General features: G+C 38.6%; 10 protein-coding genes and 1 pseudogene. 8 read left to right on the forward strand and 3 right to left on the reverse strand.

What is annotated here, in order from left to right; translation table 11 throughout:
- Positions 1–139: 139 nt before the first annotated feature.
- The 4 genes from RE431_RS11460 (at position 140) to RE431_RS11475 (ending at position 3,955) form a co-directional block, all read left to right on the forward strand.
- Positions 140–892: an SDR family NAD(P)-dependent oxidoreductase gene (locus RE431_RS11460; RefSeq protein ID WP_309562121.1), complete on the forward strand. Its 753-nt coding sequence runs from the start codon at positions 140–142 to the stop codon at positions 890–892.
- An 11-nt stretch (positions 893–903) separates the two neighbouring features.
- On the forward strand, positions 904–2,040 hold the full coding sequence (locus RE431_RS11465) for an ATP-binding protein (RefSeq protein ID WP_309562122.1): 1,137 nt from the start codon (positions 904–906) through the stop codon (positions 2,038–2,040).
- Between the two features lies 1 nt (position 2,041).
- Complete coding sequence (locus RE431_RS11470; RefSeq protein ID WP_309562123.1) at positions 2,042–2,770, forward strand: metallophosphoesterase family protein; 729 nt, start codon at positions 2,042–2,044, stop codon at positions 2,768–2,770.
- Between the two features lie 180 nt (positions 2,771–2,950).
- Positions 2,951–3,955: an acyl-ACP desaturase gene (locus RE431_RS11475; protein WP_309562124.1), complete on the forward strand. Its 1,005-nt coding sequence runs from the start codon at positions 2,951–2,953 to the stop codon at positions 3,953–3,955.
- A gap of 151 nt (positions 3,956–4,106) precedes the next feature.
- Here RE431_RS11475 and RE431_RS15655 read toward each other — a convergent pair.
- The 3 genes and pseudogenes from RE431_RS15655 to RE431_RS11490 form a co-directional block, all read right to left on the reverse strand.
- A pseudogene (locus RE431_RS15655) lies at positions 4,107–4,211 on the reverse strand (YkvA family protein); the annotation flags it as partial.
- A gap of 402 nt (positions 4,212–4,613) precedes the next feature.
- On the reverse strand, positions 4,614–6,167 hold the full coding sequence (gene amaB, locus RE431_RS11485) for an L-piperidine-6-carboxylate dehydrogenase (protein WP_309562126.1): 1,554 nt from the start codon (positions 6,165–6,167) through the stop codon (positions 4,614–4,616).
- 60 nt (positions 6,168–6,227) lie between these two features.
- Entirely contained in the window at positions 6,228–6,770 is a 543-nt protein-coding gene (locus RE431_RS11490) for a 3-hydroxyanthranilate 3,4-dioxygenase (protein WP_309562127.1), read from the reverse strand.
- A gap of 135 nt (positions 6,771–6,905) precedes the next feature.
- Between RE431_RS11490 and RE431_RS11495 the strand changes: the two genes are divergently transcribed.
- The 4 genes from RE431_RS11495 to RE431_RS11510 all read left to right on the forward strand — a co-directional run bounded on the left by RE431_RS11495 (position 6,906) and on the right by RE431_RS11510 (position 12,903).
- Positions 6,906–7,970 (forward strand): isoaspartyl peptidase/L-asparaginase family protein, encoded by a 1,065-nt coding sequence (locus tag RE431_RS11495; RefSeq protein ID WP_309562128.1) that lies wholly within the window; start codon positions 6,906–6,908, stop codon positions 7,968–7,970.
- A 139-nt stretch (positions 7,971–8,109) separates the two neighbouring features.
- Complete coding sequence (locus tag RE431_RS11500; RefSeq protein WP_309562129.1) at positions 8,110–8,592, forward strand: GbsR/MarR family transcriptional regulator; 483 nt, start codon at positions 8,110–8,112, stop codon at positions 8,590–8,592.
- 26 nt (positions 8,593–8,618) lie between these two features.
- Complete coding sequence (locus RE431_RS11505) at positions 8,619–9,749, forward strand: efflux RND transporter periplasmic adaptor subunit (protein ID WP_309562130.1); 1,131 nt, start codon at positions 8,619–8,621, stop codon at positions 9,747–9,749.
- Positions 9,750–9,771: 22 nt separating this feature from the next.
- The gene (locus RE431_RS11510) at positions 9,772–12,903 is read left to right on the forward strand and encodes an efflux RND transporter permease subunit (protein WP_309562131.1); all 3,132 of its coding nucleotides are present in this window, start codon (positions 9,772–9,774) and stop codon (positions 12,901–12,903) included.
- Positions 12,904–12,906 lie beyond the last annotated feature (3 nt).

Consider the following 12,906-nt stretch of genomic DNA (forward strand, 5'->3'; position numbering starts at 1 on the left):
TGGATAACGGCAACCTCCGTGCAAGATTTCAGATACACCCCTTCATTTAACTTTTTTTAACGGAACTTAACCATGCTTTAATAGACTTATACGCTTTGCTAAGCAATACTTTCTTACATTAGAAACTAAAATAAACTATATGAAAACAGCCGTGATAACAGGCGCCACGAGCGGTATTGGTAAATCTACATCAATACGTTTTGCCCTGGAAGGATTTAAACTCATTTTATGCGGAAGACGTACAGACCGCCTGGAACAGTTGAAAACTGAGTTATCTGTGGAAACTTCGGTACACATCCTCAGTTTTGATGTGAGGAACAGAGAAGAAGTAATGAAACAGATAGCCTCTATTCCTGAAGAATTCAAGGATATTGATGTACTTGTTAATAATGCAGGAAACGCACACGGTTTAGATCCCATTCAGAATGGAAACATAGATGACTGGGATGCTATGCTGGATATTAATGTGAAAGGATTACTTTATGTTAGTAAAGCTATCATTCCTGGAATGCTGGAAAAACAATCTGGTCACATTATCAATATCGGATCTACTGCAGGAAAAGAGGTTTATCCTAATGGCAACGTGTATTGTGCCAGCAAACATGCGGTAGACGCTATTAACCAGGGAATGAGAATTGACCTAAACGGGAATGGGATTAGAGTTGGTGCGGTAAACCCTGGACTTACTCAAACGGAATTCAGCGATGTAAGATTTAAGGGTGATGCCAATAAGGCTGAAAAAGTATATCAGGGATTTCAGGCGCTACAACCAGAAGACATCGCAGATATTATTCATTTCGTAGTCACCAGGCCATATCACGTTAATATCGCCGATCTTACGGTAATGCCAACTGCGCAGGCTTCCAGTACGATCCTGGACAAGAAAGCTTAAATAATGAGCTAATGATCAATAAACGTCTTCTTATTAAAAACCTGTTAGCTCACAATGATGAGAACAGTTTTTATGATAAAAAGCGACAATTGAACATTGGTGAAAAGGAGGGAAAGGCAAAATTCCTGAAGCATATATGTGCACTTTCAAATTCAAATCCTGAAAACAATTCTTATATAGTAATTGGTGTAGAGGATGAGGATAGTAAGATCGTTGGGATAGATTTCTTTGATGATAGCAAGATCCAGAACCTGGTAAATGCCTATCTAAGCAATCCGCCGATCATCTCATATGAAAATATTCCTTTTCCGCATTTGCCAGATCACCTGGTCGTGGGTTTGGTAAGTATCAGGCCTAATCATGGCAAGATCTGTTCATTCAGAAAAAATATCTGGAAGTATTATGGCGGTTCTGTTTTTTTGCGAGATGGAAGCATAAGTATGCCGAAAGTTTTTGATATAGAGATCAAAGATGTAAACTCTTCCATCGTTGCTTCCATTGAGAACCATTCCCATAATAATCTTGAATATACCTTAGATGGTGTATTCGATTTTATGAAAAAACGTCGGGACTATAATCCTTCATATAAGGTCTTCAAAGAATATTTTGTGGTTTGCTGGGCCGGGAAGGAAAAAAAGATCAAGGACGAAAGGTATTTTTCAAGGGTAGATATTGAACTCATCAACGAGCAGGTGAAATTGTTCTATTCTGATCTGGATGAAGTTAGTATCATTCAGAATAATGATGCTTTCAGGATAATTGAATATGTACATTTAGGACTGCATGATCAGTTTAAATACTATCCGCTGGAAGAAGTCACTATCAGTTTTCGGGATAATGGGAATTATGATATAGATAGTAAGTTATTATTCGAACCACCGAGATTTGATAAAAAAACGCTCTACCATATTTATAATACCAACCAGGCAGTCATTAAAAAACTGAAAAAGGGTTATGAGCTGAATGCCGGCGACAAAAGAGATCTTAAGAATTTACCTTCCACCTACTTGATTTGTTATTTAAATAATTTTACCGAAGCTTTAACCAAGCTTGAAGAAGCGAAACCTTATCTTAAAAATTACAATGAAGAAGTATACAATTCTTATAAGGAGAGTATGCGAATTTTAAGAAAGGTGAAATACAATTAGAATGTCAAGAAAGTTAGTTTTTGGAGATCTGCATGGTGGTTTGAAAGGCCTTGTTCAATTACTGGAAAGAATAGATCTTTCACCTAGTGACCAATTGATCTTTTTAGGAGATTATGTAGATGGCTGGAGCGATTCTGCCAACACGGTAACATATCTAATTCAGCTGGCTAAGCAGAATTCCTGCATTTTTATAAGAGGAAATCATGATGATCTCGCACATAAATGGCTGGAGACAGGTGAAATGAATCAGAAATGGCTGGAACATGGGGGCCAATCCAGCATAGACGCATATCGCAATTTTACAAAAGACCAGAAACAGGAACATATCGATTTCTTTAGGGAAATGTTTAATTTTTATAAGGATGATCAGGATAGATTGTATGTGCATGCTGGGTTTACAAATCTTCAAGGTCCAGATTATGAATATCACGACACCGGATTTTACTGGGATCGCACCCTTTGGGAAATGGCTCTCTCCATGAAAGAAGGTTTAGCTACAGATGATCAATTCTACCCGAAAAGGCTTCAGCATTTTAAAGAAATTTTTATTGGTCATACTCCCGTAACCCGGATTGGCGAAAGCAAACCGGTGAATAAGGCGAACATCTGGAATGTAGATACAGGTGCTGCTTTTAAAGGTTCGATTTCTGCACTTGATGTAAATTCCAAAGAAGTATATCAAAGTGATCCCGTGCATACTTTATACCCTGATGAACAGGGGAGAAATTAGGTTACTTTTATTACATCATCTTAACGCATATTCATATATTTGAAGTTCAATCTTTTCCATCTTTAAAAATCATAGGATTTTTTGGAATTTTGGAAAACTGCATGCTTATTGCAGTAAGTATTATATAACGGGTCTAAAAGAATAAAGCGACCTGTATTTGTTAGAGTAAAGATTTAGAAAATGGCATTAGATAATATACGTTTAGAAGTGATGCAAACGGTTGAAAAATCTGTTCAAGGGTTTATAGACCAATACCTTATTCCCGTTGATGAGATCTGGCAACCAACAGACATGCTTCCAAACCTTCAGGACGACAAAGGCTTTGATGAAGTTCATCAAATTAGAGAGGAAGCTAAGGAATTAGGATATGATTTCTGGGTTGTACTAGTAGCTGATATGGTAACTGAAGAAGCACTTCCTACTTACGAATCCTGGCTTATGGATATGGAAGGTGTTGAACAACATGGAGCCAAAAGAGGCGAACAGAATGCCTGGGCAAAGTGGGTAAGACACTGGACTGGAGAAGAGAATCGCCATGGTGATACGCTGAATAAATACTTATACCTTTCTGGTAGAGTAGATATGAAAGAGGTCGAGAAGACCACGCAGCATCTTATCAATGATGGTTTTGATATTGGTACTGGTAGAGATCCTTATAGAAACTTCGTTTATACCAGTTTCCAGGAATTAGCAACTAATATTTCACATAAACGTGTTGGACAGTTAGCCAAGAAAAAAGGAAATAAGATGCTTGGTAAAATGTGTAATATCATTGCAGGAGATGAGATGAGGCATTATATGGCATACAGAGAATTCGTAAAAACCATTTTTGAACATGATCCAAGTGAAATGATGCTTGCTTATGTAGATATGATGAAGAAAAAGATCGTAATGCCGGCACAGTTCATTAGAGAATCTGGACAGGGAATTGCTGAAGCTTTTGAAAACTTCTCAAATGCAGCTCAAAGATTAGGGGTTTATACAACTTACGATTATATAGATATTCTTAAAAAACTTAATGGTTACTGGGAAATTGATAAGATGAGGTCTCTTACAGATGAGGCTGAAAAAGCCAGAGATTACCTAATGGCACTTCCAGACAGGATGACCAGAATCGCAGACAGGATCGCAATTCCACAGGATCAGCACAAATTCAAATGGGTTGAAGCTAACGGAACGATTTAATTTGATTCAGATAAATAATAAAAAAGCCCGATTGAATTTCAATCGGGCTTTTTTATTTAATGTTTTCAAATATTTAGGCAGATCTGGTAAAGCTGTCTTTCCAGACTTTGTAAGTCACCAGGTCTTTTTCCATAAGATTTAAACAAAATGCGATCACTGCGGCATCATCTAAATAACCCAGCACCGGAATAAAGTCTGGGATTAGGTCTATTGGAGATAAAACATATAATAACGCTGCTCCTGCCGCTGCAATTATATTAAATGGAATTTCGCGATAATCTCCGCTTGCATAATCTCTAACCAGAGAAAATAGAAGCTTTGCATCATCCATATATCTCTTAAGTTTTCCTTTACTCTCAAATTTGCTTAGGATCTTCTCTTCCTTATCGATCACCTTCCCAATATCTTCCTTCTCAAACTCCTCTGTTCTTTTTGAGTGTTCTTCCTTCGCTTTCTCTTCTGAAAATGTGCTCATAAAATCTTTAAAATTAATGCTGTCCGAAAATAAAGATTATTCAAGTTTAAGACAAAAATCGAGTTCTATTTAAGTTTGATTTAACTAAGCCAGTATCTTAATAGAAGTGTAAACTCCTCATTATCAAAAATAAAAAAGCCTGCTTCCAGAGGAAACAGGCTTTAATTACACTTAAAAACTAATCTATAGATCAAATTTAATTCCCTGCGCTAAAGGCAGTTCAGTAGTATAATTGATCGTATTTGTTTGTCGTCTCATATATATTTTCCAGGCGTCAGATCCAGATTCTCTACCTCCACCGGTTTCTTTTTCGCCACCAAAGGCTCCACCAATTTCAGCTCCTGAAGTACCAATATTCACATTCGCAATTCCGCAATCTGAACCTTCTGCAGAGAGGAATCTTTCCGCTTCTCTCAGGTTATTCGTCATGATAGCAGATGATAATCCTTGCTTTACTCCATTCTGAAGCGCCAGAGCATCACTTACATCTCCTGAATATTTCATGATATAAAGAACAGGGGCAAATGTCTCATGCTGTACGATCTCAAAATGATTTTCAGCTTCAGCGATTGCAGGTTTCACATAATAACCACTCTCATAACCTTCACCTTCAAGAACTCCACCTTCAACAAGAATTTTACCTCCTTCTTCAACCACTTTATCTAAAGCAGCCTGGTAATTCTTAACGGCATCTTTATCAATAAGTGGACCCACATGATTGTTTTCATCCAGTGGATTCCCGATTCTTATCTGTTTGTAAGCTCCTACTACAGCATCTTTTACTTTATCATAAACATCTTCATGAACGATAAGCCTTCTGGTAGAAGTACAACGTTGTCCACAAGTACCAACAGCTCCAAATACAGCGCCTATCACTGTATTTTTGATATTAGCATCTGGAGTTACGATAATGGCATTATTTCCTCCTAATTCAAGAAGTGATTTCCCTAGACGTGCGGCAACAGCTTGTGCTACGATCTTACCCATTCTAATAGAACCGGTCGCAGAAATAAGCGGTACACGCTCATCTTTAGTCATCATCTCACCAACTTTATAGTCTCCAGTGATCAAACTTGAAATTCCCGCCGGCACATTATTTTCTTCAAAAACTCTGGCTGCAATATTCTGGCAGGCTACAGAAGTTAACGGAGTCTTTTCTGAACCTTTCCAGATACAGGCATCTCCACAAACCCAGGCCAAGGCCGTATTCCATGACCAAACCGCTACTGGAAAGTTGAATGCTGAAATAATCCCTACAACTCCAAGTGGATGGTATTGCTCGTACATTCTGTGTCCCGGACGCTCACTGTGCATGGTTAATCCATAAAGCTGTCTTGATAATCCAACCGCGAAATCACAGATATCTATCATCTCCTGAACTTCTCCAAGACCTTCCTGGTAAGATTTTCCCATTTCATAAGAAACGAGTTTTCCTAAAGGTTCTTTCAGTCTTCTTAGTTCATCATTGAATTGTCTAACTACTTCACCTCTTTGCGGCGCGGTCCAGGTTCTCCATTCCTTAAACCCTTTTTCTGCAGCCGTGATCACTTTTTCGTAATCTTCTTTCGTAGTAGATTTTACTTTTCCTATAAGTGCACCATCAACAGGAGAGTATGATTCTATAATATCACCATTGCTAAACCAATCGGTTCCGGTTGACGTTCCATTATTGATGTCGTTTAAACCTAAATCTTTCAGGGCTTGTTTAATCCCGAATTCTTCAGCGATTTTACTCATTAAATTGCGTTTTTATCGATTAATTTGTGTAGTTATTGCGAAAATAGTAAAAATAAATCGCTATTCCTCAACAGCAGTGAATCGCTCATCAACAGGCATTACCTCTCCGCAATTGTCACAGGTTCTTAGATCTTTATTCATATAAAAATCTCTGAAATGATTTAAAAAATCGGTTTCAATATCCTGAAGCGGGAAATAAACTTCGTGAAGTTTATTATTGCAATTATCGCAATACCAGATCAATCCATCCTTTCCATCTTCGTTCAATCTTTTCCTTTCCACTACCAGACCAATTGAATTATCGTGTCTAACCGGCGAATGAGGAACCTTTGCCGGATGCAGATACATGTCTCCTGGACCTAGTCTCATTGTTTTTTTCTTCCCGTCTTCCTGAATATTTACTTCAATTTCACCCTCCAGCTGGTAGAACAACTCTTCAGTTTCATTGTAATGATAGTCTTTACGAGCATTGGGGCCGGCAACGATCATTACGATATAATCCCCAGATTCTTTATAAAGATTCCGGTTTCCAACTGGTGGCTTCAGGCTTTCCCTGTTCTGCTCTATCCATTTATTCAAATTAAAAGGTCCTTCTACTGGCATAACAAATATTTTACTTAAAATTACTGAATATGCTGCAAACAGGATGGTTTTCAGCTTATTTATTTAAGCTTTCAATAGCAAATCTGCCCTAAATTCTTTGATATTTTGATTAACTTTCCCTTCAAATCAATTTATATGAAAAAATTACTCTTCATTTTCAGCCTTATATGCTTCATCTCATGCAATGATTCTTCTGAAAATAACACGAAAGAAACTAAAGTTGAATCAGATAAGACTGCAGAAAAAGATAGCGTTCAGAATTTTGGGATCGTTATACACGGAGGTGCCGGAACTATTCTGAAAGAAAAAATGAGCGATTCCCTGGAACTGGCATATAAGCAAAAACTGGAGGAAGCCATTAGAACAGGTCACGAGATCCTGGCTAATGGTGGAACTGCAATAGAGGCCGTTCAAAGAACGATTAATATCATGGAAGACAGTCCGCTATTTAATTCAGCTAAAGGTGCTGTTTTTACGAATGAAGGGAAAAATGAACTCGATGCATCTATTATGGACGGTAAAACTTTAAATGCAGGAGCAATAGCCGGTGTTACCAACGTAAGAAATCCTATAAATCTGGCTTTTGAAGTAATGACGAATTCTGAACATGTGCTGCTTTCAGGAAAAGGAGCTGAAGATTTCGCTAAAGAGAGAGGTCTGGAAATCGTTGATCCTGAGTATTTCTATACCGAGAATAGATTCAAAGCGATGGAAAGAGCAAAAGAACGGGAAAAGGAGAATAATAATAAAACCGCTTTCTACGATCCTTTTGTAAAAGATTCAAAATTTGGGACTGTAGGTTGTGCTGCACTTGATAAGAATGGGAATCTTGCCGCCGGAACCTCAACTGGAGGTATGTCAAACAAGAAATACAATCGTATTGGAGATTCTCCAATAATCGGTGCTGGCACCTATGCTAACAATAAGACCTGTGCAATCTCAAGTACAGGATGGGGTGAATATTTTATCCGAGGCGTAGTGGCTTATGATATTTCGGCAATGATGGAATATAAGGGAAGTTCGCTGCAGGAAGCTGCTAGTGAAGTTATTCAGAAGAAACAGCCTGAATTAGGTGGAAATGGTGGAATAATTGCCATTGACAATAAGGGTAATGTTTCCATGGAATTCAATACCGCTGGAATGTATCGCGCAACGATGAATGCTGCCGGTGATCTACAAATTGGCATTTACGAAGAGTAGATTTCAATAAAATGAAATTCAACCCGGGCAATTGTCCGGGTTTTTTTATGTCCGAACATTTTAACACACATTTAAGTTTGTTTAGTTCGGTAATCACCGAACCAATACTATTTTTGCAAACTAATTTAGAATTCACACTATGGAATGTTGTTCACCGGAGAAAAAAAAACTAATCGAGGAAATTGGTGTACACTTTGAAAAAGTACACAACCTTGCTCCCTTAGCTGCCAGGATCTACGTTATCATGATCCTTTCACCAAACGACGGACATACTTTTGATGAGATCATTGAGATCACTCAAGCCAGTAAAAGCTCGGTTTCTACTCAGTTAAATCTGCTTATGCAAACCAATAAAGTAGAATATTTCACCAAACCGGGTGATCGTAAAAGATATTTTAGAGCGAGCAAAACCTATCTGAAGAATACCTTAAAGGAAAATCTTGACCAGATTAGTGAAGACATCAGACTTATTGAAAAGATTCACTCTTTTAATGCCACCTATAACAAAGAGAAATTTGAAAAAACAGGTGGAGTAGCGATTTTATTTAAAGAATATCTCATCGCACAAAAAGAAAATCTAGAGAGAACCATCGAGAAGATGAATGAATTAACCATCAATTAAAGATCCCGAAAATTACAATTCAAACTATGAAAAAGGCAATCAAATATATAGCTGTGCTCGCAATTGCAGTAAGTTCAACTTCCTGTGGCGGCGATCAGAATTCCCAGGCGCAGGCAGCACCAGCGAATCAGGTTTTACCCTTTCCGGTAACTGAAGTTCCTACGCGAACTGTAACCGGATTTACAACCTATCCTGTGAGCATAGAAGGTGTGGTTAATAGTGAGGTAAGAGCTAAAGTCACAGGCTACATCACTGATGTTCTTGTAGATGAAGGAGAGAAAGTTAAAAAAGGTCAGACACTTTTTAAACTGGAAACACAATCTTTAAACCAGGATGCAGCAGCTGCAAAAGCGAATGTTAATGCCGCTCAGGTAGAAGTGGACAAACTAAAACCTTTGGTTGAAAAGAATATCATAAGCGAAGTTCAGCTTGAAACGGCGAAGGCAAAACTTGAACAGGCCAGAAGTAATTATAATAGTATTGCAGCCAATATCAGTTACGGAAATATCAAAAGTCCGGTTGATGGCTACGTTGGGTCTATAAGATTACGAGAAGGTGCGCTGGTTAGCCCTAATAGTCAGGAACCACTAACCACGGTTAGTGATATTAGTAGGGTTTACGCCTATTTTTCCATGAATGAAGTGGAATATCTTGATTTTCTTCAGAATTACGAAGGTTCAAATATTGAAGAAAAATTAGGTAATATGCCAAAAGTGCAACTCAAACTAGCCAATGGTTCTACCTATAATGAAGAAGGTTCTATTGAAACGATCAATTCCCAGGTGAACGAAAATACCGGGTCTATTTCTTTTAGAGCGGTTTTCAATAATCCATCAAGATTATTAACAAATGGTAATAGTGGAAAGATTTTAATTCCAAAAACTTACGAAAATGCGGTAGTTGTACCGCAGGCTTCTACTTACGAACAACAGGGCAATATCCTCGTTTACAAACTGGGGGCAGAAAATAAGGTAAATTCTTCTATAATCGAAGTGATCGCTAATATTGATAATATGTACGTGGTGAAATCTGGAGTTGAAGAAGGAGATAGCATCGTAGCAAAAGGACTTTCAAAATTGCGACCAGACACAGAGATCAAACCTCAGCCAACTCCATTTGATAGTGTTGCCAAACCAATTGAAAAAGTATTCAGATAAGCTATCCTGAAAAAGAAACATTATGCTAAAGACATTTATTGAAAGACCCGTGCTTTCCACGGTGATTTCCATCATCATAGTAATTCTGGGAGTACTGGGACTTTCCAATCTTCCAATAACCCAATATCCAGATATTGCTCCACCAACAGTATCTGTAAGTACTGCATATCCCGGAGCTAATGCTGAAACCGTTCTGGAAAGTGTGATCATTCCAATTGAAGAACAGCTGAATGGTGTGGAAGGAATGACTTATTTAACTTCTACTGCTACCAATAATGGTACTGCCGAGATCACTGTATTTTTTGATCAGGATGTAGATCCTGATATTGCCGCGGTGAATGTTCAGAACCGCGTGGCGCGAGCTAATCCCTTGCTTCCTGCAGAGGTGAAACAAACCGGTGTAACCACCCAAAAGCAGCAGACCAGTGCCCTGATGTTCTTCTCGGTTTATAGTAGTAATGAAGATTATGATGACACTTTTATTCAGAATTATTTGAAGATCAATGTAATTCCTGAAATTCAAAGAGTTAACGGGGTTGGAAATGTGCTTGTTTTCGGTGGTAAGGATTATGCGATGCGAATCTGGCTTCAGCCAGATAAACTAGCGGCCTATAATCTGGTTCCTTCCGATGTAATCGGAGCTTTAAATGAGCAAAGCCTGGAAGCCGCAGCCGGTTCTCTTGGGGAAAACAATGGAGAAGCCTTTTCTTATACCATTAAATATAGCGGAAGATATAATTCTGAAGAACAATACAGCAATATCGTAATCAAAGCCCTGGGAGACGGACAATTTCTAAGACTAAAAGATGTTGCCAAAATTGAATTGGATGCACAGTCATATAGCGGAGGTTCAAAAACCAAGGGTATGCCTGCGGTTAATATGGGGGTTTTTCAAACCAAAGGATCAAATGCAAGGGATATTATCCTGGAAATCGAAGATCGTTTGGCAGAAATAGAAAAAGACCTTCCTGAAGGGCTGGAATTATATGTTCCTTATAATACCAATGAATTTTTGAACGCTTCCATAAATAAAGTGGTGCATACACTTATTGAAGCCTTTATTTTGGTTTTCCTGGTGGTATTCATTTTTCTTCAGGATTTTAGATCTACCCTTATCCCGGCCATTGCGGTTCCGGTTTCAATTATTGGAACATTTTTCTTCCTGAATTTATTCGGTTATTCCATTAACCTGTTAACGCTGTTTGCACTAGTACTGGCCATTGGTATTGTGGTGGATGATGCTATTGTAGTTGTGGAAGCAGTACATTCCAAATTAGATGAAGGAGCGAAAAGTGCCCGAAAAGCTACCACAGATGCCATGCATGAAATTTCCGGGGCGATTATTTCGATTACTCTGGTGATGGCTGCGGTTTTTATACCCGTTACCTTTATACAGGGCCCAACTGGAGTTTTCTATGAGCAGTTTGGGATCACCTTGATCGTGGCAATTGTTATTTCAGCGGTAAACGCGTTAACCTTAAGTCCTGCCTTATGTGCTTTATTTCTAAAGACTCATGATGAAAAGGAAAAATCGAAGAAAACTTACCTGCAAAGATTCTACGATGCTTTTAATAAAGGATTTAACGCGACCGTTAGCCGATATGGTCAATCTTTAAGCTATCTGTACAGAAATAAATGGATCACGGCAGTAATTTTGATCCTGGCCGTTGCCGGTATCTGGTGGGCTTCTTCTACAACTCCATCGGGCTTTGTTCCAGATGAAGACAGAGGTTTGATATTTGTAAATGTTGAACTTCCTGCGGGGGCTTCAATTGACAGAACCCAGCAAGTAAACGATCAACTATATCAAAAAGTAAAAGATCTGGAAGGAATTCAGGGAGTTTCTATTATTTCAGGTAGGAGTTTGATCAATGGAGCCGGTAGTAATTATGGTCTTGGTTTTATCAAATTAGAAGACTGGGATCAAAGAGATTCCGATGAATTGTCTGTTCAGTCGATCACGGGTAAACTTTTCGGTATTGCTTCAACAATTCCTGAAGCTAATATTATTTTCTTCTCACCTCCCAGTATTCCTGGTTTTGGTAATTCTTCAGGTTTTGAGGTAAATCTATTGGACCGTTCTGGTTCAAGTTTTAATGAACTGGATGCGGCTAACCAGGAATTTATTCAGAAGTTATCTGCAAGACCTGAAATTCAGTACGCACAATCATCGTTCAACACCAATTACCCGCAGTATGAACTAGAACTGAATGTGCCATTGGCGAAGGAAAAGGGAGTAACGGTAAATGAAATTTTCTCTACGCTACAGGGATATATCGGAGGAGTTTATGCAGCTGATTTTTCAAAATTTGGAAAACAGTATCGGGTGTATGTGCAGTCATTACCTGAAGATAGAGCTGATAAAAGCGATCTAAATAAACTTTACGTGCGAACTTCTAGCGGAGAAATGGCGCCGGTAACCCAGTTTGTAAATTTGAAGAGAGTTTATGGTCCACAATCTGTGACCAGGTTTAACCTGTTTAATTCTACAAAACTTTCTGGAGCTACAAATCCAGGATTCAGTTCTGGGGATGCCATTAATGCTATTGAAGAAGTCGCTTCAACTTTGCCAGAAAATTATAGTACGGCCTATTCAGGTTTGACCAGGGAAGAAGTGAATGCCGGAAATCAGACTACCATGATATTCCTGCTTTCCATTGTGTTTGTTTATTTCCTACTGGCAGCGCAATACGAAAGCTACTTATTACCATTTTCAGTGTTATTATCATTGCCTCTGGGAGTCTTCGGAGCTTATATTACTACAAAATTCGCCGGACTTCAGAATAACATCTATTTCCAGATAGCATTGATCATGTTAATTGGTCTGCTGGCGAAAAATGCGATCTTGATTGTTGAATTTGCGATTCAGAGAAGACGTCGCGGTGAATCGATTTCAGAAGCCGCAATTCATGGAGCAAAGGCCAGGTTAAGACCAATTTTGATGACCTCATTTGCCTTTATTCTGGGGCTTCTTCCTCTTGTCCTGGCTAGCGGAGTGGGTGCCGAAGGAAACAGGTCTATTGGAACAGGTGCAGCCGGCGGACTTTTAATTGGAACTATTACCGGGGTGTTTGTGATACCAATTCTTTTCATGCTATTCCAATGGCTACAGGAAAAAGTTGGGAAGAAACCGGAAGTAGTTCAAAATAACTAATAA

It is taken from the genome of Christiangramia sediminicola (assembly GCF_031344135.1).
In the GTDB taxonomy this organism is placed as follows: domain Bacteria; phylum Bacteroidota; class Bacteroidia; order Flavobacteriales; family Flavobacteriaceae; genus Christiangramia; species Christiangramia sediminicola.

What these genes read in the sequence shown, in the direction of transcription:
- RE431_RS11460 (WP_309562121.1), top strand. Translation starts at nt 140, where the DNA reads ATGAAAACAGCCGTGATAACAGGCGCCACGAGCGGTATTGGTAAATCT.
- RE431_RS11465 (WP_309562122.1), top strand. Translation starts at nt 904, where the DNA reads ATGATCAATAAACGTCTTCTTATTAAAAACCTGTTAGCTCACAATGAT.
- RE431_RS11470 (WP_309562123.1), top strand. Translation starts at nt 2,042, where the DNA reads ATGTCAAGAAAGTTAGTTTTTGGAGATCTGCATGGTGGTTTGAAAGGC.
- RE431_RS11475 (WP_309562124.1), top strand. Translation starts at nt 2,951, where the DNA reads ATGGCATTAGATAATATACGTTTAGAAGTGATGCAAACGGTTGAAAAA.
- amaB (WP_309562126.1), bottom strand. Translation starts at nt 6,167, where the DNA reads ATGAGTAAAATCGCTGAAGAATTCGGGATTAAACAAGCCCTGAAAGAT.
- RE431_RS11490 (WP_309562127.1), bottom strand. Translation starts at nt 6,770, where the DNA reads ATGCCAGTAGAAGGACCTTTTAATTTGAATAAATGGATAGAGCAGAAC.
- RE431_RS11495 (WP_309562128.1), top strand. Translation starts at nt 6,906, where the DNA reads ATGAAAAAATTACTCTTCATTTTCAGCCTTATATGCTTCATCTCATGC.
- RE431_RS11500 (WP_309562129.1), top strand. Translation starts at nt 8,110, where the DNA reads ATGGAATGTTGTTCACCGGAGAAAAAAAAACTAATCGAGGAAATTGGT.
- RE431_RS11505 (WP_309562130.1), top strand. Translation starts at nt 8,619, where the DNA reads ATGAAAAAGGCAATCAAATATATAGCTGTGCTCGCAATTGCAGTAAGT.
- RE431_RS11510 (WP_309562131.1), top strand. Translation starts at nt 9,772, where the DNA reads ATGCTAAAGACATTTATTGAAAGACCCGTGCTTTCCACGGTGATTTCC.